Below are 20,960 nucleotides of genomic sequence, written 5' to 3'. Positions count from 1 at the left end.
GGATTGGCGATGCCTGCCCCGTCCCGGGGGACAGGGAGGCGTCGCACCGGGATCAGAAGCCGCGGACGAAGGTGCGCTGTTCGGGCATGTGACGGTAGCCGTCATTCTGCACATCGACAACAACGCCGACGATGGACGCGACGACGATCAGGGAGAGCACGGCAATGAGAACGAACACGATGGGGCCTTTCAACCAGGGGTGGATGTCGGTGAGACGGAGGCACTGCTGCACGTGTTCGACGTATTTATTTGACCACCTCTAACCATTCAGCACAATCGCATTGTCCTGTACTCATTGTGTAGCGTGGCTACATGGACATTCAGCGGCTCGAACTGCTCAGGGAATTGGCCGAACGCGGCTCGATCACCGACGTCGCCCGGGCGACGCATCGCACGGCATCCGCTGTTTCGCAGCAGCTCAAAGTGCTCGAACGCGAGGCCGGCGTGCGCCTCACCGAGCGTCGCGGTCGGGGCATCGTGCTGACGGATGCCGGGCGCGCGCTCGCCCGCAGCGCCACCGATGTGTCGGTCGCGATCGCCCGCGCCACCGCCGTCTGGCACGAGTTCCGGAACGACGCCTCCGGCGGGGTCAGCGTGGTCACCTTCCCGACCGCTGGCGAGATGCTGCTGCCGGGGACGATGCTGCAACTCGCCGACCGGCCGGGCCTCGTGGTCACGTGCACCGACCTCGATCCCGAGCTGCGGGACTTCCCCGCGCTCACGGCCGACTACGACATCGTGCTCGCGTACAGCCTGAGCGGCCAACGGTCCTGGGGCGGGCGCGGCCTCACCGTGGTTCCGCTCATGACCGAGCCGATCGACGTCGGGCTGCCGGCCGATCACCGGCTCGCCGGCCGGACCTGGCTGGCCCCGGCGGACGTGATCGACGAGACCTGGATCGGGGTACCGGACGGATACCCCTTCGAGCGGATCCTGGACGAGATCGAGGAGCGGACCCCGGGCCACGTGAAGGTCGCCCAGCGGTTCGCCGATATGCGGCTGATCGAGGCCTTCGTCGCGGCCGGGCTCGGGATCGCGCTCGTGCCGCGGTACACCTGGGGCGACGGGGAGCCGGACAAGGTGACACTCAAGCCCCTGCGCGGCGTGGACGCCGAGCGGCAGATCGTCGCACTGATGCGCCCGGACCGCGCCGAGCGCCTCGCGGTGCGCACGGTCGTCGACGTGCTCCGCACCCAGGCCGCCCGCGTCCAGCAGGCCCACACCCCCGCATCCGCCCCCACCGCCACCCTCTGAGCCGCCCCACCCTCCCGCGAGAGTACGAAATGTGCCCGTATTCGCGTGGTTTAGGGGCACATTTCGTACTCTCGCGGAAGAGCGGACGAGCGGAAGAACGGACGCGAGCATGCGGGGAGGTGCGGCGCGGTGCGGGCGGCTAGAGGAGGGTGAGGACCTCGTCGTAGATGGAGAGGGCTTCGGCTGCCTCGGCGTCCGTCACCACGCAGGGGGGCACCACGTGGATGCGGTTCTCGGCGATGAAGGGCAGCAGTCCGCGGGCGAGCAGCTCAGCCTTGATCTTCGCCATCACCCCGGCTCCCACGGGTTCCCTGGTCGCCCGGTCCGCGACGAGTTCGAGCGCCCAGAAGACGCCAACCCCGCGCACCTCGCCGATGATCGGGTGCCGCTCCGCGAGCTCCGCGAGCCCCGGCGCGAGCACGTCCCGGCCGATCCGGGCCGCGTTGTCGACGATCCCCTCCGCCTCCATCGCGTCGAGTGCCGCGACGATCGCGGCCATGGCGAGCGGATGCCCGCTGTAGGTGAGTCCGCCGGGGAACACGGTCGTGTCGAAGTCGTTCGCGATCGAATCCGGGATGATCACCCCGCCGGCGGGAACGTACCCCGAGTTGACGCCCTTCGCGAAGGTGATCAGGTCGGGAACCACGTCGTAGAGATCGAGCGCGAGCCAGCTGCCGGTGCGGCCGAAGCCCGCCATCACCTCGTCGAGGATGAGCAGGATGCCGTAGCGGTCGCACAGCGCGCGCACCCCCGGCAGGTACCCGGGCGGTGGCAGCAGCACGCCCGCGGTGCCGGGGATCGTCTCGAGCAGCACGGCGGCGATCCCGCTCGGCCCCTCGCTCACGATCACGCGCTCGAGGTGCCGCAGGGCGCGTTCGCACTCCTGCTCCGGGGTCGTCGCCCAGAAGTCGCTGCGGTAGAGGTACGGGCCGAAGAAGTGCGCGTGGCCGCGCGCGAACTCGTTCGGCACCCGCCGCCAGTCCCCCGTCGCGACGATCGCGGCGCCGGTGTTGCCGTGGTACGAGCGATAGGTCGAGAGGATCTTGTCGCGACCGGTGTGCAACCGGGCCAGCCGGATCGCGTTCTCGTTCGCATCCGCCCCGCCGTTGGTGAAGAACACCTTGTGGAAGCCGTCGGGGGCGCGGGCGACGATGCGGCTCGCGGCCTGGCCGCGGGTGAGGTTCGCCGTCGCGGGCGCGACCGTGGCCAGCAGGCCGGCCTGTTCGACGATCGCTCGCACCACGGCCGGATGCTGGTGGCCGATATTGAGGTTGACGAGTTGACTCGAGAAGTCCAGATACGTGGTGCCGGAGTGGTCCCAGACCCGGGACCCGCGCCCGCCGGCGAGGACGAACGGGGTGCGCCCGCCGCCCTGCGCCGACCAGGAGTGGAACACGTGGGCGAGGTCGAGATCGGCGGTGAGTTCGTCGAGGTCGGCGGTCGGCTTATGGTCGGTCACAGGGGTTCTCCTTGGTGTTTCGGCCGGACCGGACAGTCCGGCCGGATGGGATCTGCCGGGCGGATTGCCGGCACCGGGGTGTCGGCCCGGCGACTCATGACTTCGCCGAGACCGCGGTCTGCAGCGCGGGGATGACGCTCTCGCCGTAGACCCGCAGGGTTTCTTCCTTGTTGTCGTGCTGCAGGTATCCGGCGAACTGGTCGACGCCGAGGTCGCGGAGCGCCTCGAGTTTCGTGATGTGGTCCGTCTTGGATCCGAGCACGCAGAACCGGTCGACGATCTCGTCCGGCACGAAGTCGGCGTGGGTGTTGCCCGCCCGGCCGTGCTGGTTGTAGTCGTAGCCCTCGCGGCCGGCGATGTAGTCGGTGAGGGCCCGCGGCACGGCGGAGTCGGCGCCGTACTTGGCGACGATGTCGGCGACGTGGTTGCCGACCATGCCGCCGAACCAGCGGCACTGGTTGCGCATGTGCTCCCAGTCGTCGCCGATGTACATCGGCGCGGCGACGCAGAACTTCACCGCGGCCGGGTCGCGACCCGCGGCCGCGGCCGCCTTCCGGACGGTCGTGATCATCCATTCGGCCACGTCGAGGTCGGCCATCTGCAGGATGAAGCCGTCTCCGACCTCGCCGGTGAGTTTGAGGGCGAGCGGCCCGTACGCGGCGACCCACACCTCGAGGGAGCTGCCGAAGCTCCACGGGAACCGGAGCGTGGCACCGTTGTACTCGACCGCGCGGGAGTTGGCGAGCTCACGGATGACGTGGATCGCCTCCCGGAGGGTCTTCAGGGTGGCCGGGGCGCCGTTCGTGACGCGCACGGCGGAGTCGCCGCGCCCGATGCCGCAGATGGTGCGGTTTCCGTACATCTCGTTGAGGGTCGCGAAGGTCGACGCGGTCACCGTCCAATCCCGGGTGGACGGGTTCGTGACCATCGGGCCGACCAGGATCTTGCGGGTCTCGGCGAGGATGCGGCTGTGGATCACGTACGGTTCCTGCCAGAGCAGGTGCGAGTCGAAGGTCCAGACATGGCTGAACCCGTAGGCCTCGGCGAGCTGCGCGAGCTGCACGACCCTGGCCGATGGCGGGTTGGTCTGCAGCACTGCTCCGAAGTCCATGGGTTGCCTGCGCTCTCTCGGTGGTGGGGCGGGTGGGCGGCGGATGCCGGGGTGACGCGACTAGGTCAGGTACTGGCTCAGGCCGCGCGGCAGGTACCGCCCGTCGCCCTTCGCCCCGAGGTAGCTGTTGCCGTCGACGATGACCTTGCCGCGGCTGAGCACGGTGTCGACGTGCCCGTCGATCTCGTACCCCTCCCACGCGGAGTGGTCCATGTTCATGTGGTGGGTCTTGCCCACCCCGATGGAGGTGTGCCCGGCGGGATCGTAGACGACCACGTCGGCATCCGCCCCCGGCTGGATCACGCCCTTGGTGCCGTAGAGGCCGAACATCCGGGCCGGCGTCGTCGAGGTCAACTCGACCCAGCGCTCGAGGGTGATCCGGCCTTCGACGACGCCCTGGTACAGCAGGTCGAGGCGGTGCTCGACCGAGCCGATGCCGTTCGGGATCTTCGAGAAGTCGCCGAGTCCGAGGTCTTTCTGGCCCTTCATGCAGAACGGGCAGTGGTCGGTCGAGACGAGCTGCAGCTCGTTCGTGCGGAGGCTCTGCCAGAGCTCCTCCTGATGTCCCTCCGCGCGGGAACGCAGCGGCGTCGAGCAGACCCATTTCGCACCCTCGAAGCCCGGGGCGCCGAGGCTCTCCTCGAGCGAGAGGTAGAGGTACTGCGGGCAGGTCTCCCCGAACACGTTCTTGCCCCGGGAGCGGGCGGCCGCGAGCTGGGCGACGGCCTGTTTCGCGCTGACGTGCACGACGTAGAGCGGCGCCCCGGTGAGGTCGGCGAGCATGATCGCCCGGTGGGTGGCCTCCTCCTCGAGCTGCCAGGCCCTGGCGATGCCGTGGTAGTACGGGTCGGTCTTGCCCTCGGCGAGCAGCTGACCGACGAGCACGTCGATCGCCGGCCCGTTCTCGGCGTGCATCATCGTCATGAGCCCGGTCTTCGCGGACTTCTGCATCGCCCGGAGGATCTGCGCATCGTCGGAGTAGAACACGCCCGGGTAGGCCATGAAGAGCTTGAAGCTCGACACCCCCTCGGCGAGCAGCCCGTCCATCGCCTGCAGCGAGTCCGCGTTGAGGTCGCCGATGATCTGGTGGAAGCCGTAGTCGATCGCGCAGTTGCCCGCCGCCTTCTCGTGCCAGGTCGCGAGGCCGTCGAAGACCCGTTGCCCGTAACTCTGCACGGCGAAGTCGATGATCGTCGTCGTACCGCCCCACGCGGCGGCGCGGGTGCCGGTCTCGAAGGTGTCCGAGGCCGCGGTACCGCCGAAGGGCAGCTCCATGTGGGTGTGCGCGTCGATGCCGCCGGGGATGACGTATTTCCCGGTCGCGTCGATGACCCGGTCGGCGGATGCCGCGACGTCGAACCCGAGAATCGTGGAGCCAGGGGCGAGCACCGCGACGATCGTCTCGCCGTCGATGAGGACATCCGCTTCGGAACGGCCGGTCGAGCTGACCACCGTGCCGCCCCGGATCAGGGTGCGCCCGACCCGGGTGCTCATGCTTCGACGATCGGGTCGTAGGAGTCCGGCCTGCGGTCGCGGTAGAACTGCCAGGAGTTGCGGGTCTCCCGGATCACGCTCAGGTCGAGGTCCCGGATCACGATCTCCTCGGTGTCGGTCGAGGCGATGGCGCCGACATAGTTGCCGCGCGGGTCGACGAAGTAGGAGCTGCCGTAGAACGTGACGGCCTCGTCGCCGAACTCGCCGGATTCGGTGCCGATCCGGTTGTTGGCGCCGATGAAGTACTGGTTGGCGACGGCGGCGGCCGGCTGCTCGAGTTCCCAGAGCCGGTTGGACAGGCCGGGCTTGGTGGCCGAGGGGTTGAAGACGATCTCGGCGCCGTTCAGGCCGAGGATGCGCCAGCCCTCCGGGAAGTGCCGGTCGTAACAGATGTAGACGCCGATCTTCCCGACCGCGGTGTCGAAGACCGGGTAGTCGAGGTTGCCGGGCCGGAAGTAGAACTTCTCCCAGAACTGCGGGAGGTGCGGGATGTGGTGCTTGCGGTACTTGCCGAGGTAGCTGCCGTCGGCGTCGATCACTGCGGCGGTGTTGTAGAGCACCCCGGCCTGCTCCTCCTCGTAGACCGGCAGCACGATCACGATGTGGTGCTCCGCGGCGAGCGCCTGGAACCGTTCGACGAGCGGCCCGGGGACGCTCGTCGCGTAGCCGTAGTACTGGGGGTCCTGGACGATGCCGAAGTACGGGCCGTGGAAGAGCTCCTGGAAACAGATCACCTGCGCGCCCTGCGCGGCCGCCGAGCGGACGAATCCCTCGTGCTTGGCGATCATGGATGCTTCGTCGCCGGTCCAGGTGGCCTGGGTGATCGCCGCTCGCACGATGTTCGCACCCTGGCCGGCTGCATCCCGACCGATCTTCCCGCTGGCCGGGTTATTGGATCCGTCGGACATGTCTGCCTCCACCAAGTCAGTATTGCGAGATGACTGAACCTGCACTGGAACTTCCGGGCGTGCTGAGTGCGTGTGGATCATCCTGTCGCCCAACAGCGCCCGTGGCAAGCGATCGGCGAAACCGTTATCAGGCGCTGGTACGATTCAGAAAGTCCCGCCCGGCCACCGAAGGTCTCATGACACGTCTCCCGTTCTCCCGCGGGCCCCGCGCTTCTCGCGCCTGGCCGGCGCTCATTGCTGCCACGGCGCTCACCGCCCTCCTCGGAGGCTGCGCGACCACGAGCCCGATTCCCGCAGGCCCCGCCCCGGATGCGGCAACGGCCAGCGCCACCCCGACGGCGACGCCGGCCTACCCGCTCACGATCGAGAACTGCGGCAGGACGACCACGATCACGAAGGCCCCGAGCCGGATCGTGTCGATCAAGTCGTCGGCCACGGAACTCCTCCTCGCCCTCGGTCTCGGCGACCGCATCGTCGGCACCGCGTTCCTGGACGGTCCGCTCCCGCAGGCGCTCAGTTCCATCGGCACCAACCTCAAGGTCGTCAGCGACTTCCTGCCCAGCCAGGAGGCCGTGCTCGCCCTGAACCCGGACTTCGTCTTCGGCGGCTGGGAGTCCAACTTCGCCGCCGACGGTGTCGGTACCCGCGACACCCTCGCCGCGGTCGGCATCGGCAGCTACGTCGCTCCGTCCGCCTGCAAGGGCGCCGCCCAGCCCAACCCGCTCACCTTCGACACCGTCTTCGGCGAGATCACCCAGGCCGGCGCCGTGTTCGGCGCCCCGGAGGCCGCCGCGCGGCTCGTCGCCACCCAGCGCAAGGAGCTCACGACGCTCTCCCCCGCGACCACGAAGACCTCCGCAGTCTGGTACTCGAGCGGCGTCGACAGCCCGTACGTCGGCGCCGGAATCGGCGCGCCGCAGATGATCATGGATGCCGCCGGCCTCACGAACGTCTTCGCGAGCGTGAAGGACACCTGGACCTCGGTCGGCTGGGAATCCGTCGTCGCGGCCAACCCGAGCGTCATCGTGCTCGTCGACGCGACCTGGAACACGGCAGAGTCGAAGATCAAGACCCTCGAGGCGAACCCGGCGACGAAGAACCTCTCCGCGGTGAAGAACAAGCGCTACATCACCCTCCCGTTCGCCTCGACGGAGGCCGGCATCCGCAACGTCGAGGCCGCGGCCACGACGATCGACCAGCTGGCCGACCTCAACTCGCTGAGCAAGTAGTCGGTGAGAGCGGTCACGGGCTCCGCGGCGGGACGGACCCGGCCGGCGGCATCCGCTCGCCGGAACGCTCGCTTCGGGCTGTGGCTCGCGCTCGCCCTGGCCTCTCTCGTGCTCGTCTCCGCGCTGGCCGTGACGATCGGGCCCGCCCCGGTGAGCCTCACGGATGTCCTCGGCAGCCTCGCGGCGCACCTCGGCTTCCCGCACTCCGGCACGGTGCCCGTGCTCACGGACGCGATCGTCTGGCAGCTGCGGCTCCCCCGGGTGCTGACCGCGGCGTTCGTCGGCGCCGGCCTCGCCCTGAGCGGCGCGGTCATGCAGAGCGTGACCCGCAACCCGCTCGCCGACCCGTACCTGCTCGGCCTGTCGTCGGGGGCGTCGCTCGGCGCGGTCTGCGTCGTGATCCTCGGCGTCGGGGTCGCGCTCCCGCTCGCCGCCTTCGCCGGGGCACTCGCCGCGCTCGTCGCGACGCTCTCGATCGCCAGGGTCGGCGGAACGATCACGCCCGGACGGGCCGTGCTCGCCGGACTCGCCATCGCCCAGCTCGGCGCGGCGGGCACCTCCTTCGTGATCTTCTGGGCGGCCAAGGGCGACTCCTACCGGGAGATCCTGAACTGGTTGCTCGGCTCCCTCGCCGGCAGTTCCTGGGGCACGGTCCTCATCGCCGGGAGCGCGCTTCTCCTCGCCGGCACCGGGCTCGTGCTCGCCGCGAGCCGCCTCGACGCCTTCGCCTTCGGCGACACTGCCGCCGCCTCGCTCGGAGTCGACGTCAACCGCACCCGCTGGGCGCTCCTCGGCCTGGTCGCGCTGCTGACCGGGGCGATGGTCGCCGTGAGCGGTGCGATCGGGTTCGTCGGGCTGATCCTGCCGCACCTCGTGCGCGGGCTCAGCGGGCCGGGGCATCGCCGACTGCTGCCTCTCGTCGCGGTATCCGGCGCGGTGTTCCTCGTGATCGCGGACACCCTCGCCCGCACGGTCTTCGATCCGCGCGAGCTGCCGGTGGGGATCATCACCGCCCTGATCGGGGTGCCGGTGTTCATCGCGCTGATCAAGAGCCGGAAGTCCGGGACATGGGTGTAGTCATCGAGCGGGTGTCGTTCCGCATCGGCGGGCGCACGATCCTGGACGACGTCTCCGCGGCGATCCCGACCGGCTCGGTGACCGGCCTGCTCGGCCCGAACGGCGCGGGGAAATCCACGCTGCTGCGCCTCATCGCGGGCCTGCACACCCCGACGACGGGACGGATCACCCTCGACGACGCGCCCCTCGCGACCCTCGGCCGGCGCGAGACCGCCCGGCGGATCGCCCTCCTCGAGCAGAACGCGAGCCCCACGATCGACCTCCTCGTGCGCGAGGTCGTCCTCCTCGGTCGCATCCCGTACCGCACCGGGATCTTCGGCGGATTCGACGGGGCCGGGGACCTGCGCATCGTCGCCGAGTCGCTCGCCCAGGTCGGCGGCACAGAGCTGGCCGACCGGAACTGGGGCTCCCTGAGCGGCGGTGAGCAGCAAAGGGTGCAGATCGCCCGCGCCCTCGCCCAGCGCCCGAGCCTGCTCCTGCTCGACGAGCCGACCAATCACCTCGACATCGGCGGACAGCTCGGCCTGCTCGCCCAGGTGCGGGACCTCGGCCTCACCGCGGTCCTCGCCCTGCACGACCTCAACCTCGCCGCCGCGTATTGCGACCAGATCCTGCTGCTCTCCGACGGCCGCCTGGCAGCTGCCGGCGCCCCCGCCGAGGTGCTGGTCCCCTCAGTCATCGCCGCTGTCTATGGCGTGGACAGTTTCGTCGTCCCGCACCCCCGCGGCGGGCATCCGTCTCTGCTCTTCGCACCCCCCGCCCCGCCCGTTCGCGAAAGCGGGTGAATCGTCGTTATGACTCATCGAAACCGACGATTCACCCGCTTTCGCGGCAGCAGGACGACTGCAGGAGGATAGGGGTATGACGAAGATCACGGTTTTGGCGGGCGGGATCGGCGGGGCCCGGTTCACGCGCGGGCTGCTGCACTACCTGGAGGCGAACGATCCGTCCGCGCAAGTGACCGTCATCGTCAACACCGGCGACGACATGTGGCTCGACGGCCTGCGGATCTGCCCCGACCTTGACACCGTGATGTACACCCTCGGCGGTGGCATCAACGAGGAGCAGGGCTGGGGCCGCCCGGACGAATCCCGCCGCACCTCGTCCGAGATCGCGGCGTACGGGCGCGGCTGGTCCTGGTTCACGCTCGGCGACCTCGACCTCGCGACCCACATTGTGCGCAGCGACCTGCTGCGCTCCGGCTCCACCCTGAGCGAGGCGACCGCGTTCCTCTGCGAGCGCTGGCAGCCCGGCGCCCGCCTGCTGCCGATGAGCGACCAGCCGGTCGAGACCCACGCCCGCCTCGCAGCGGATGCCGACGAGCACCGCGCCGGGGACCTGATCCACTTCGAAGAATGGTGGGTCCGGTACCGCGCGAGCGTGCCGGTCACGCAGTTCGTGCAGCGCGGGCTCGACGCAGCTGAGGCCGCGCCGGGCGTCCTCGAGGCGATCCTGACGGCGGACCTCGTGATCCTGCCGCCATCGAACCCCGTGGTCTCGATCGGCACGATCCTCGCGATCCCGGGCATCCGCGACGCCCTGCGGTCGACCCCGGCCCGCGTCGTCGGCGTCTCGCCGATCATCGCGGGAGCGGCCGTTCGCGGCATGGCCGACGCGTGCCTCCAGACCATCGGCGTCGCCACGACCGCTGCGGCCGTCGGCCTGCACTATGGCGCCCGGTCCACCGGCGGCCTCCTGGACGGCTGGCTCGTCGACGAAACGGATGCCGCGGCCCTGCCCGCTCTCACGGCCGCCGGCATCCGCTCGCTCGCCGTGCCGCTCTGGATGCACGACCTGGACACGACGGCGGAAATTGCGGCAACATTGTTCCGAGTGGCGTCGCCCGCGCGGGGGATACACTAAGTCAGGCTAATTATTTCTTAAGCTAACTAATTTGCCCCCGGTTCAGCGCTCGATTCCGGTCGGCCTACCGGAAGGACCCTACTGTCATGCCCGCACATCTCGACTCCGTGTTGCACGGCGGCTCGATCACCGCCGTCGTCGGAGCAGTTCCCGGCATGCCGGCCATCGTCCCCGTGCTCATCGTGGCCGTCATCGTCGTGGCGGCCGTCGTCGTCGCGATCGTCGTCTCCCGGCGCCGCGCGGCACGACGCATCGCCCCCAGCGCCTCCAGCGCCTCCGCGCGCGCCACGGACACCGCGCGCCCCGCCGCCACCACGACCGCGTACCCCTCAGGCATCCGCGGGCACGCTGCTGCCGGCGCCCCCCACACCGCCGCCGGCACGGCCGCGAACCCCGCAGGTAGCGCCCAGCGAGGCACTCAGACGGTCGCAGCCGACTCCGCCACCGCAGCCGCTCGCGCCGCAGCCCCCTCGGTCGACTCCACCGGCGCATCAACCTCCCGGGCCGCAGCGCCCGCTCCGGATTCGGCCGCGACCCCTGCCGCGACCCCGGGGACACGCGCCGTCGCCTCGGCCGCAGCCGCGGCATCCGCCCCCGTCGCATCAGCCCCGTCCCTGGTGCACCCGAAGGCCGAGCCCGTGGTCATCAGCACTCCGCACCCCAAGCGCAACCTCGCCACGATGACGATGCCGCTGACGACCGCGATCCCGATCGTGCCGTCGACGACGACCGGCTCGGTGTCGACAGGCAAGAAGACCGTGCTCGACTACATCGACGCGCGCACCATCGTGCTCGACGTCGACGAGACCGACCGGGACCGGATGATCCGCACCCTCGCCGGCATGATGAGCACGACCGGTCGCATCACCGACGTCGCACTCGTCGCCCAGGCCGCTTTCCGCCGTGAGACCCACGGCACCACGAGCATGGGCAACGGCATCGCGATCGCGCACGCGAAGTCCGAGGCCGTGCTCGCGCCGGTGCTCGCCTTCGCCCGGAGCAAGCACGGCATCGACTGGAACTCGGCCGACGGTGAGAAGGCGACGCTGATCTTCATGATCGCCGTGCCCAAGGCCTCGGCGGGAACCGAACACCTCCGGGTGCTGTCCCAGCTCTCGCGCTGCCTCGCGAAGCCGGCGTTCCGCGCCGCGATCCAGTCCGCTCAGACTCCCGCCGCCGTGCTCGAGGCCCTCGCGATCAGCGCCAACCTCAAGAAGCCCGAGCACCCCCAGGCCTGACTCCGCGGGGCCGACCACCCGGCACCGCGTGACACCCATTTGTCTCCGGCACCGGCGGGGGCTAACTCAGGAAATCCGGCCCACCGGCCGCGGACACCCCGCGGACCAGTGCGGCCGATCCACCCCACCCCGGGGAGTCTCCTGAGTTAGCCACACTCACCCGGATACACACCACGCCACCGAGCCACCGAATTGGGGATCGCCTCAGCCCACAAGAGGCATGGCCCCACACCGGGCGCCCGCCTTTGCGGGGGCCAACTCAGGAAATCCGGCCCACCGTCCGCGGACACCCCGCGGACCAGTGCGGCCGATCCGCCCCGGCCCCGAGAATCTCCTGAGTTAGCCACGGCCGATGGCGCGCTCCGCCGGGCGGCGGCGTTCCACAAGGCCAGGTGCGGGTCAGGCGCCGGCGCGGGCGCGGATGCGGGGGGCCAGGTCGCGCTCGAAGGCCGTCAGGAACCGCTCCTGGTCGTGTCCGGGGGCGTGGAAGACCAGGTGGTTGAAGCCGGCGTCGATGTACTGGCCGATCGCCGCGACCGTCTCGTCAGGGTCCGAACCGACGATCCAACGCTTCGCGACCTGCTCGATCGGCAGGGCATCCGCGGCAGCCTCCATCTCCGAGGGATCGGTGATGTCGTGCTTCTGCTCGGGCGTGAGCGACAACGGCGCCCAGAACCGGGTGTTCTCGAGCGCGAGCGCCGGGTCGGTGTCGTAGGACAGCTTGATCTCGATCATTCTGTCGATCGTGGCCCCGTCCCTCCCGGCCTTCTCCGCGCCGGCCGCGACCGCCGGCAGCAGCTTCTCGGTGTAGAGCTCCATGCCCTTGCCCGAGGTGCAGATGAAGCCGTCCCCCGACCGTCCCGCGTAGCCGGCCACAAGGGGCCCGCCCGCCGCGATGTACACCGGGATGCCTCCCTCGGGCCGATCGTAGATGCTCGCGTCGTGGGTGCTGTAGTACTCGCCCTCGAAGCTCACCTTGTCCTCCGACCAGAGCGCGCGCATCAGCGCGATCGACTCGCGCAGCCGGGCGTAACGTTCCTTGAACTCGGGCCAGTCCTGGGCGCCGGCGCCGCGGAACCCGGTCGCGATCTCGTTGAGGGCCTCGCCGGTCCCGACACCGAGCATGATCCTGCCCGGGTAGAGGCAGCCGAGCGTCGCGAAGGCCTGGGCGATCACGGCCGGGTTGTACCGGAACGTCGGCGTCATCACCGAGGTACCGATCTGCACCCGCGTCGTGCGTTCCCCGACGGCCGCCATCCAGGCGAGCGAGAACGGCGCATGCCCGCCCGTGTGCCGCCAGGGCTGGAAGTGGTCGCTCACCGCGACCGATTCGAAACCGTGCCGCTCGGCGGCGACGGCGATCTCGACCAGCTCGCGCGGGGCGAACTGTTCGGCGGATGCCTTGTATCCGAGTTTCAGAGGAAGCATGATGCTCATTTCTCGAGGGGGCGATCGGTGGACGTAACCAGGGGTGCGGCAAGTGGGACGCGTGCGTGGTGAGGGGCGGATGCCGCGGCGAACAGCGCGGACGTGTGCGGTCCCGCGCCCAGCCGTTCGACCAGGTCCAGGTCGGCCGGGGTGTCGACGTCGCGGCGAATTCCGGAGCGGGTGGGCAGTGCGAGCGGAACGTGCCCCGCCGACTCGTGCGCGGCACGTGAGCCGGGTCCGAAGCGCGGGCTGATCGGCACCCCGGCGAGCGCGAGCAGGGTCGTCGTGCCGGTCCCGTCGGCGTCGGGCACGAACGAGCGTTCGTGCCCCGCGGCGAGCACGAACGCCCGTTCGACGTCGGCCGCGGTGAGGGCAGGCAGGTCCCCGGTCATCACGGCACGATGCGCGGTCGGGAACTCCGCGGCCGCCGCGGCCAGCCCCACGACTATCGCGGCGTTGAGCGCGTCGGCCTGGTCCCGAACCTCGGGGACGATGTGCGCGCCGAGGCGGGCGAGTTGCGCGCCGAGGACGGTGTCCCCGGTCACGACGAAGACGGCGAGGACCGGGGCGGCGGCGGTGAGGGCGGCAACGGTGTCGAGCGCGAACGCGTCGGCGAGCCGGGCACGGTCCTGGCCGGGGCCGCCGAGGCGCGTCTTCGCGCCCGGGTTGCCCTTGACCGGAACCACGACCACCCAGCTCACGGCAGGTCGGCTTTCGCGGCCGCGGCTGGAACGTCCGCGACCGCTTCAGCGTCGCCAGCCCGCCCGGCCGCGATTCCGGCCGCATAGCCCCGGGCATATCCGAGGGCCTCCGCCTCCGCACTGCCGAGCCGGAACATGTCTGTCTCGCTCGGGCGCCGCAGGACCGCAGCACCGCGATCGACAGCACCACGGTCAGCAGCACCGTTGTCGGCACCGGTCGGTGCAGCATCGGCGCCTGCGGATGCGGCATCGGGGGCCTCCGCGGCCGGGAGCGGCAGGACCAGCCGGCCGAGTCCCCGGATCACGGCGACCGGGGTGCCATTCGCCTTGCCCTTGACGAGGTCGGCAGCGCCGGCGATCTCGTCGCCGACGGCGGGCGCGGTGACGTCGAGGCGCCGGCCGTGGGCATCCGTCGTGCCGCGCAGGTCGTCGATCACGGCGACGCCGGCCGCGCCGATCGCGATGTCGGTCTGGCCCTCGCGCCAGGGGCGTCCTGCGGTGTCGGTGATGATCACGCCGAGGCGAAGCCCGGTGCGCACACGGAGCGCGGCGCAGAGGGTGCGGGCGGAGGCATCCGGTTGGGAGGGGAGCAGCAGCACGAGGCCGTCGGGGGTGTTGCTCGCGTCGACGCCGGCCGCGGCCATTACGAGGCCCTGCCGGTTCTCGACGATGCGGGTGACGCCGCCCGGGTAGGCGCGGGTCGCGACGACGCGCACGGTCTCGTCGGTGATCGCCTGCTCGCGGTCACTCGCCGCGCGCACCCGCCCCTCGGCCTTGGANCGCACGGTCTCGTCGGTGATCGCCTGCTCGCGGTCACTCGCCGCGCGCACCCGCCCCTCGGCCTTGGAGACGATCTTGCTCGTGACCGCGAGGATATCGCCGTCACGCAGCAGGGTGCCCGCACCGGCACCGGCGGCACCTGCGGCCGCGAGGATCAGCCCGGCGAGGTCGTCGCCCGCGACGACCTCGCCGATCCCGCCGAGTGCGAAAATGCTCAGTTCGCCGTGCACCGGTCCCGCTTTCCGCTCATTCTTCGATCCTGTCACGTCCCATAACCGCCCGGACGTCCCCGCTCTTCCCGAGGTGTCGCAGATCGAGGTTCCCACGTCCCGCGAACGTCGATCTGCGATACCTCGCCCGGTCACCCTCGTTCGCGGGGCGAAATGAAGTTAGTTAAGCTTATGAAATTGAGCTGTGGTGTTCACGGAGATTCCGGTCGACCTCGGCCCGGAAGGACTCTCGAGCCATGCCCGAACCCCTCACCGCAGCGCCGATAGCACCGCATCGGCTTCTGATCCTGGGAATCACCGCCTGCCCCACCGGCATCGCGCACACCTACATGGCCGCAGAGAAACTCGCGGCCGCGGCGGCCGAACTGGGCTACGACATGAAGGTCGAGACACACGGCTCCGTCGGCGTCGAAGGAACCTTCAGCCAGGCCGACATCGACCGTTCCGACGCCGTCGTGATCGCCGCAGACACCAGGATCGACCCGTCGCGCTTCGCGGGCAAGCGGATCGTCTCCGTCGGGGTGGCCGACGGCATCCACCGCCCCGCCGCACTGATCCGGGAGGCCCTCGCAGCCGAGCCCTCCCCCACGGCCGACGGCTCCGCCGGTTCGGGCGGGGCGACCCCGGCCTCGACCACCGGCAGAACCGACTTCGGCGGCACCCTGTACCGCGCCCTGATGAACGGCGTGTCCTACATGATCCCGTTCGTCGTGGTCGGCGGGCTGCTGATCGCCATCTCGCTCTCCCTCGGCGGCGAGGCGACCCCGAAGGGACTCGTCATCCCGGAGGGCAGCTTCTGGTTGACGATCAACCAGATCGGCGTGCTCGGCTTCACCCTGATGGTGCCGATCCTCTCCGGTTTCATCGCCTACGCGATCGCCGACCGGCCCGGGCTCGCGCCGGGCATGATCTGCGGCTGGATCGCCACGACCGGATCGTTCTACCACTCCGAATCCGGGGCGGGCTTCATCGGCGGCATCGTCACCGGATTCCTCGTCGGCTTCGTCGCCCTCGGCATCAAGAAGATCCCCGTGCACCGCTACATCAAGCCGATCATGCCGATCCTCGTCATCCCCGTGCTCACGACCGTGATCGTCGGCGGTGCCTTCGTGCTCGCCCTCGGCCAGCCGATCAGCTGGGTCTTCTCGACCATGAGCACGTTCCTCACCGGCCTGCAGGGCGGCAGTGCGATCGTGCTCGGCCTGATCCTCGGCGCCATGGTCGCCTTCGACATGGGCGGCCCGGTCAACAAGACCGCGTTCCTCTTCGGCAGCGCCCTGATCGCGACGGGGAACCCCGCCCCGATGGGCATGGTCGCCGCCGCGATCGCCGTTCCGCCGCTCGGAATGGGCCTGGCCACCCTGATCCGCGGCCGCTACTTCTCCAAGCCGGAGCGTGAGGCCGGGATCGCCGCCCTGTTCATGGGCTTCTTCGGCATCACGGAGGGCGCCATCCCGCTCGCCGCCGCCAAGCCGCTGCAGGTCATCCCCGCGAACATGATCGGCGGAGCCGTCGCCGGTGGCATCGCCGCCCTCTTCGCGGTCACCGACTCCGTGCCGCACGGAGGCCCCATCGTCGCCGTCTTCGGCGCGGTCTCCGGGGTGCCGATGTACTTCGCCGCCCTGCTCATCGGTGCCGTCGTCACCGCCCTCGTCTCCCTGCTGCTTCTCGGCGTATCGGCGCGCAGGGCGGAACGCCACGCACCGTCGGTCGCTGGCACGACTCCGACGAACGGTTCCCCCGTTTCGGTCTCCGCTCCGGCCAGCACGTCACTGGCGGATGACCCCACGCCCGACCCGGCGGCGGTCACGCCCGCCGCCGCGAAGACATCCGTCTCGACAGCACCGAAGACGGTGCTCGACTACATCGACGAAGACACGATCGTGCTCGACGCCGCCGAGACCGACCGGGACGCGATGATCCGCACCCTCGTCGGCCTGATGGGCACGACCGGTCGCGTCACCGACGAGGGCCTCGTGGTCCGGGCGGCCCTCGCCCGCGAGCAGCTCGGCACGACGGCGGTCGGCGACGGCATCGCGATCCCGCACGCCAAGTCGGACGGAGTGAGCGCCCCCATCCTGGCCTTCGCCCGCAGCAGGCACGGCGTCGACTGGACCTCGCCGGACGGCACCCCGGCCACGCTGATCTTCCTGATCGCCGTTCCGGAAGCGGCGGCCGGAACCGAGCACCTGAAGGTGCTCGCCCAGCTGTCCCGCGCCCTGATGAAGCCCGCGTTCCGCGCCACCCTCCAGGCCGCGGCGACCCCGGCGGACGTGCTCGCAGCGCTGGCCGCCCAGGTCGGCCCGAAGCAGTCGGCGCCCGTAGCCCCCTGAGGCCGGCACCCGCGCGCCGTGCGGTGTCGCAGATCGAGGTTCCCACGTCCCGCGAACGTCGATCTGCGACACCTCACGGAGCCGTGCCGGCAAACGCGAGCTGCGGCATCCGTCAAATAGGCTGGGCGCATGCGCATCGCCACCTGGAACGTCAACTCCATCCGAGCCCGCTCCGCCCGTGTCGTCGACTGGCTCGTGCGCGAGGACATCGACGTGCTCGCCATGCAGGAGATCAAGTGCAAGCCGGAGCAGTTCCCCTCCGACGTCTTCGAGGAGGCCGGCTACGAGCTCGCCATCCACGGCCTCAGCCAGTGGAACGGCGTCGCCTTCGCGAGCAGGCACCCTATGACGGATGTCGCCACGAGCTTCCCCGGCATGCCCGGCTTCCTCAAAGGCCAGGAGGGCCCCGGGCTGCCGCTCGAGGCCCGGGCGCTCGGGGTCACGGTCAACGACCTGCGACTCTGGAGCCTCTACGTACCGAACGGGCGCGCGCTCGACGACCCGCACTACGCCTACAAGCTCGACTGGCTCGCCAAGCTCGACGGGCACACCCGCGCCGAACTCGCCGCCCGCCCCGATCTCGCCCTCGCGCTGATGGGCGACTGGAACGTCGCCCCGCTCGACTCCGACGTCGGCGACCCGACGCTGATCCCCGGGGTGTCGACGCACATCTCACCGCCGGAACGGGCCGCCTTCGAGGCCTTCGCCGCCGCGGGGCTCACCGACCCGGTGCGCCCCCTCGTTCCGGAGGGCTTCACCTACTGGGACTACAAACAGCTGCGGTTCCCGCGCAATGAGGGCCTCCGCATCGACTTCATTCTCGGCTCGCCGGCGTTCACCGACCTCGTCACGGACGCAAGCATCCACCGGAACGAGCGCAAGGGCGACGCACCGAGTGACCACGTGCCCGTCGTCGTCGACCTCACCCTCGACGACGAGGACGACGACCGCCCAATGATCTTCTAGTCGAGCCGCTCGACCCGCATGGCTCTACCGGCCCCGTGTGGTTCCGAATTCAGGAGTTGAGCTCGAGTGCGGTCCCCCGGGTCGCAGACCAGTGCCGCACATCCGCTGAGTTCGAGCACCTGTGGGGCTCAACTCCTGAATTCGGAACCATACCGCCGCACGGGGATGCCTGAGCGGAAGGATGCGGTGGGGGCTCGACCGGGACCGCGGCCGTCGAGGATACTGGATGCATGTCTTCCGCATCGCCGGGGAATGATGGCAATCCGGCGGCGGCCGGGCCGTCCGATTCCATCACCGTCTCCATCACCCGCCGCGTGCAGCCCACCCGGATCCCCGAGGCGACCCACTGGGCCCAGCAGGGCATGGACCTCGCGAGTGCGTTCCCCGGGTTCCTCGGCTCCGGCTGGGTGCGCACGAGCGCGGACTCGCTCAGCTGGCACATGCTCTACCGCTTCGACAACTCCGATTCCCTGGATGCCTGGGAAGGGTCCGATGAACGCGCCGAGTGGCTCGCCCAGGGCGTCGACTACATCCTCGACGCCCGGGTGCAGAAGCGCACCGGCATCGAAGGCTGGTTCGACACCCCGCAGGAGGGCGCGGACTCGAGCATCTATCAGCCCTCGCAGTGGAAGCAGACGGTCGCGATCGGCCTCGGCTTCTTTCCGACGAATGTCGTCTTCACGTTCCTCGTCACCCTCGCGATCCCCGAGTGGGGCGGCTTTCCGATCGTGCCCCGCATCCTGCTGACGACCCTCGTGATGGCGCCCACGATGACGCTGCTCGTGATGCCGTGGATCACGCGGTGGCTCCGTCCGTGGCTGACCCGGCCGCCGGCATCCGCCTACCGCCGCCCGCGGGTCTGACAGTCCGGGACGCTACGCGACCGGCGCGAGTAGCGCGGCGACCACGATCAGCGCCGGCACAGCGGCGAGCGTCGTGATCAGCACGGTGTCGCGCGCGACGATCGTGCCCCGGTTGTACCGCGCCGCGAAGTTGAAGACGTTCTGCGCGGTCGGCAACGCGGCCACGCTCACCACGGCGAAGAGCTCCGCGGGTGAGAGGTCGAAGACGAACCGGCCGAGGGCCCACGCGACGACCGGCATCACGGCGATCTTGAGCACGGCGGCGAGCACGACCTGGCGCCGGCCTGACCCCGGCCGCAGCACCCGGTCGCCGTGCAGCGACATGCCGAACGCGAGGAGGACCATCGGCACGCCGGCCCCGCCGAGAATGTCGAGGGGAGCGAACACGGCCTCCGGGATCGGGATGCCGAACACCGCCACGATGAGCCCGCACAGCGACGCGAGGATCATCGGGTTCCGCAGCGGCTGGGTCGCGACCGCCCGGAACGAGAGCCGCCCGCTCGTGGTGACGTCCAGGATGCCGAGCACGATCGGGGCGAACAAGAGCAACTGCAGGAGCAGCACCGGGGCGACGTAGTGCGCGCTGCCGAGCACGTAGATCGCAACGGGCAGGCCGATGTTGTTCGAGTTGACGTAGCTGGCGCCGGCGGCCCCGAGCACCGTCTCGGCGACCCGGTCCCGGCGCGGCACCGCGCCTTGACCGCTGCCGCGGCCGAGGAACCGGCTCGCGACCAGGTACAGGGCCACCACGATCAGGACGCTGCACAGGGTCGTCAGGAGGAAGCGGGAGAACACGACCCGGACATCCGTGCGGCTCAACACCGTGAACAGCAACGCGGGCATCGCCACGAAGAACGCAACCCGGTTGAGCACGAACCCCGCCGAGGGGCCGGCGAACCCCGCACGCTCGATGAGGTAGCCCACCAGGATCACGAATCCGATGATGGAGAACCCGACCAGGACGCCGCTCATTACTCCCAGATTAGGGGACAGTTCGGCCGCAGCGGGAGCCGGTTCCTTGCCAGCGGTCACGCCGCCGCCGTACGCTCGAAGCATGCCTCATCTCAGCGTTCCGGGTGCGTCGCTCTACTACGAGACCGAGGGCGCGCTGTCGTCACCGGCGATCCTGCTGCTGCACGCCGGGATCGCGAACCTGCGGATGTGGGACCCCCAGGTCGCTGCACTCGCCGCGAAGCACTTCGTGGTGCGGTTCGACTCGCGCGGCTTCGGGCAGACCTCGACCGAGAACGTCGCGTTCTCCAACCGGGCGGATGCGCTCGCCCTGCTCGACCATCTCGGCATTGCGTCCGCGACCCTCATCGGCTGCTCGCGCGGAGGGTCGATCGCGATCGACATCGCCGTGGAGAGCCCGGACCGGGTCGCGGGGCTCGTCACGATCGGGTCCGGCCCGAGCGGGTTCCCCGAGGTCGAGCTCACCGAGCTCGAGGATGCCCGCTTCGACGAGCTCGACGAGGCCTTCGACGCCCGGGACTGGCACCGGCTCGCCCGGCTCGAGGTCGCGCTCTGGGCGATCGGGCCGACCAGGGACGAGAAGGCCCTCGACCCCGAGTTCGTGTCGACGGCGTACGCGCTCAACCGGGTCAACGTTGTGCACGCCGAGGAGAGTCCGGTGCCGATCCCGCTCGAACCGCCCGCGAGCAACCGGGTGATCGACATCGAGGTTCCCGCGCTCGTGACGGTCGGCGAGTTCGACGTGACGCCGGCGCTCGCCCAGTACGAGTACCTGCTGTCGACGCTGCCCTTCGCGAGCGGCTGCACCTTCCGCGACACCGCGCACCTCCCGAGCGTCGAGCGTCCCGAGGAGTTCGAGCGCGTGCTCCTGGACTGGCTCACCTCCAACGGCCTCTAGCCCCCTCCCGCGCTCCGCTCCCCGCGCATCCGCTCGACCTCCCGCGAGAGCGGAGTTATGGCCCTTAAAACGCTGGTTTGAGGGCCACAACTCCGCTCTCGCGGAACGAGAGGGGGCGAGGGGTGGGAGACGGAAGCGGTTCTCCACAGGCCGAAC

Annotated in this window: 19 protein-coding genes; 10 read left to right on the top strand and 9 right to left on the bottom strand. The window is 70.2% G+C overall.

Annotation, left to right across the window (positions count from 1 at the left end; translation table 11 throughout):
• Nucleotides 1-52: 52 nt before the first annotated feature.
• Nucleotides 53-178 (bottom strand): hypothetical protein, encoded by a 126-nt coding sequence (locus E3O44_RS19735; protein ID WP_255454334.1) that lies wholly within the window; start codon nt 176-178, stop codon nt 53-55.
• Between the two features lie 134 nt (nt 179-312).
• Between E3O44_RS19735 and E3O44_RS05040 the strand changes: the two genes are divergently transcribed.
• Complete coding sequence (locus E3O44_RS05040) at nt 313-1,254, top strand: LysR family transcriptional regulator (protein WP_134533177.1); 942 nt, start codon at nt 313-315, stop codon at nt 1,252-1,254.
• Between the two features lie 139 nt (nt 1,255-1,393).
• Here E3O44_RS05040 and E3O44_RS05035 read toward each other — a convergent pair whose 3' ends face one another.
• The 4 genes from E3O44_RS05035 to E3O44_RS05020 all read right to left on the bottom strand — a co-directional run bounded on the left by E3O44_RS05035 (nt 1,394) and on the right by E3O44_RS05020 (nt 6,226).
• Nucleotides 1,394-2,713: an aspartate aminotransferase family protein gene (locus E3O44_RS05035; RefSeq protein ID WP_134533175.1), complete on the bottom strand. Its 1,320-nt coding sequence runs from the start codon at nt 2,711-2,713 to the stop codon at nt 1,394-1,396.
• 94 nt (nt 2,714-2,807) lie between these two features.
• Entirely contained in the window at nt 2,808-3,824 is a 1,017-nt protein-coding gene (locus E3O44_RS05030; protein ID WP_134533173.1) for a TIGR03842 family LLM class F420-dependent oxidoreductase, read from the bottom strand.
• 60 nt (nt 3,825-3,884) lie between these two features.
• Nucleotides 3,885-5,318, bottom strand: a complete 1,434-nt coding sequence (hydA, locus tag E3O44_RS05025) for a dihydropyrimidinase (protein WP_134533171.1) — start codon at nt 5,316-5,318, stop codon at nt 3,885-3,887.
• Nucleotides 5,315-6,226: a nitrilase-related carbon-nitrogen hydrolase gene (locus tag E3O44_RS05020; protein WP_134533169.1), complete on the bottom strand. Its 912-nt coding sequence runs from the start codon at nt 6,224-6,226 to the stop codon at nt 5,315-5,317. The genes hydA and E3O44_RS05020 overlap by 4 nt, the downstream gene beginning before the upstream one ends.
• Nucleotides 6,227-6,402: 176 nt before the next feature.
• Here E3O44_RS05020 and E3O44_RS05015 point away from each other — a divergent pair, with 176 nt between their 5' ends.
• From E3O44_RS05015 to E3O44_RS04995, 5 genes are all read left to right on the top strand, one after another.
• Complete coding sequence (locus E3O44_RS05015; RefSeq protein ID WP_134533167.1) at nt 6,403-7,455, top strand: putative F420-0 ABC transporter substrate-binding protein; 1,053 nt, start codon at nt 6,403-6,405, stop codon at nt 7,453-7,455.
• A 3-nt stretch (nt 7,456-7,458) separates the two neighbouring features.
• On the top strand, nt 7,459-8,532 hold the full coding sequence (locus E3O44_RS05010; RefSeq protein WP_174775040.1) for a putative F420-0 ABC transporter permease subunit: 1,074 nt from the start codon (nt 7,459-7,461) through the stop codon (nt 8,530-8,532).
• A complete protein-coding gene (locus E3O44_RS05005) occupies nt 8,523-9,317 on the top strand; it encodes an ABC transporter ATP-binding protein (protein WP_134533166.1) in 795 nt (264 codons plus the stop codon). Before E3O44_RS05010 ends, E3O44_RS05005 begins: the two co-directional genes overlap by 10 nt.
• Before the next feature lie 76 nt (nt 9,318-9,393).
• Nucleotides 9,394-10,395, top strand: coding sequence for a 2-phospho-L-lactate transferase (gene cofD / locus E3O44_RS05000; protein ID WP_134533164.1), 1,002 nt, complete (start codon nt 9,394-9,396; stop codon nt 10,393-10,395).
• A gap of 86 nt (nt 10,396-10,481) precedes the next feature.
• A complete protein-coding gene (locus E3O44_RS04995) occupies nt 10,482-11,633 on the top strand; it encodes a PTS sugar transporter subunit IIA (protein WP_134533162.1) in 1,152 nt (383 codons plus the stop codon).
• Between the two features lie 399 nt (nt 11,634-12,032).
• Here the strand turns inward: E3O44_RS04995 and fgd are convergent, their stop codons facing one another.
• From fgd to cofE, 3 genes are read right to left on the bottom strand one after another with little or no spacing between them, the layout of a single operon-like run.
• Nucleotides 12,033-13,061 carry a glucose-6-phosphate dehydrogenase (coenzyme-F420) gene (gene fgd, locus E3O44_RS04990; RefSeq protein ID WP_198415872.1) on the bottom strand — a complete coding sequence of 343 codons (1,029 nt, stop codon included), beginning with the start codon at nt 13,059-13,061 and terminating at the stop codon, nt 12,033-12,035.
• Between the two features lie 5 nt (nt 13,062-13,066).
• On the bottom strand, nt 13,067-13,762 hold the full coding sequence (gene cofC / locus E3O44_RS04985) for a 2-phospho-L-lactate guanylyltransferase (protein WP_134533160.1): 696 nt from the start codon (nt 13,760-13,762) through the stop codon (nt 13,067-13,069).
• Nucleotides 13,759-14,772: a coenzyme F420-0:L-glutamate ligase gene (gene cofE, locus E3O44_RS04980; RefSeq protein ID WP_134533252.1), complete on the bottom strand. Its 1,014-nt coding sequence runs from the start codon at nt 14,770-14,772 to the stop codon at nt 13,759-13,761. The genes cofC and cofE overlap by 4 nt, the downstream gene beginning before the upstream one ends.
• A 236-nt stretch (nt 14,773-15,008) precedes the next feature.
• Here cofE and E3O44_RS04975 point away from each other — a divergent pair, with 236 nt between their 5' ends.
• The 3 genes from E3O44_RS04975 to E3O44_RS04965 all read left to right on the top strand — a co-directional run bounded on the left by E3O44_RS04975 (nt 15,009) and on the right by E3O44_RS04965 (nt 18,934).
• A complete protein-coding gene (locus E3O44_RS04975) occupies nt 15,009-17,105 on the top strand; it encodes a PTS fructose transporter subunit IIABC (protein WP_134533158.1) in 2,097 nt (698 codons plus the stop codon).
• 129 nt (nt 17,106-17,234) lie between these two features.
• Entirely contained in the window at nt 17,235-18,071 is an 837-nt protein-coding gene (locus E3O44_RS04970; RefSeq protein WP_134533156.1) for an exodeoxyribonuclease III, read from the top strand.
• A 230-nt stretch (nt 18,072-18,301) separates the two neighbouring features.
• Nucleotides 18,302-18,934, top strand: a complete 633-nt coding sequence (locus E3O44_RS04965; RefSeq protein ID WP_134533155.1) for an antibiotic biosynthesis monooxygenase — start codon at nt 18,302-18,304, stop codon at nt 18,932-18,934.
• Nucleotides 18,935-18,946: 12 nt separating this feature from the next.
• On the opposite strand, the gene E3O44_RS04960 is transcribed toward E3O44_RS04965, so the two are convergent.
• On the bottom strand, nt 18,947-19,906 hold the full coding sequence (locus E3O44_RS04960; RefSeq protein ID WP_134533153.1) for an AEC family transporter: 960 nt from the start codon (nt 19,904-19,906) through the stop codon (nt 18,947-18,949).
• An 82-nt stretch (nt 19,907-19,988) separates the two neighbouring features.
• Here E3O44_RS04960 and E3O44_RS04955 point away from each other — a divergent pair, with 82 nt between their 5' ends.
• Nucleotides 19,989-20,804, top strand: a complete 816-nt coding sequence (locus E3O44_RS04955; RefSeq protein WP_166792547.1) for an alpha/beta fold hydrolase — start codon at nt 19,989-19,991, stop codon at nt 20,802-20,804.
• Nucleotides 20,805-20,960 lie beyond the last annotated feature (156 nt).

This window comes from Cryobacterium algoricola (assembly GCF_004402485.1).
GTDB classification, from domain to species: domain Bacteria; phylum Actinomycetota; class Actinomycetes; order Actinomycetales; family Microbacteriaceae; genus Cryobacterium; species Cryobacterium algoricola.
The sequence above is the reverse complement of the archived record's forward strand: the minus strand, read 5'-3'. Positions and strand labels throughout refer to the sequence as shown.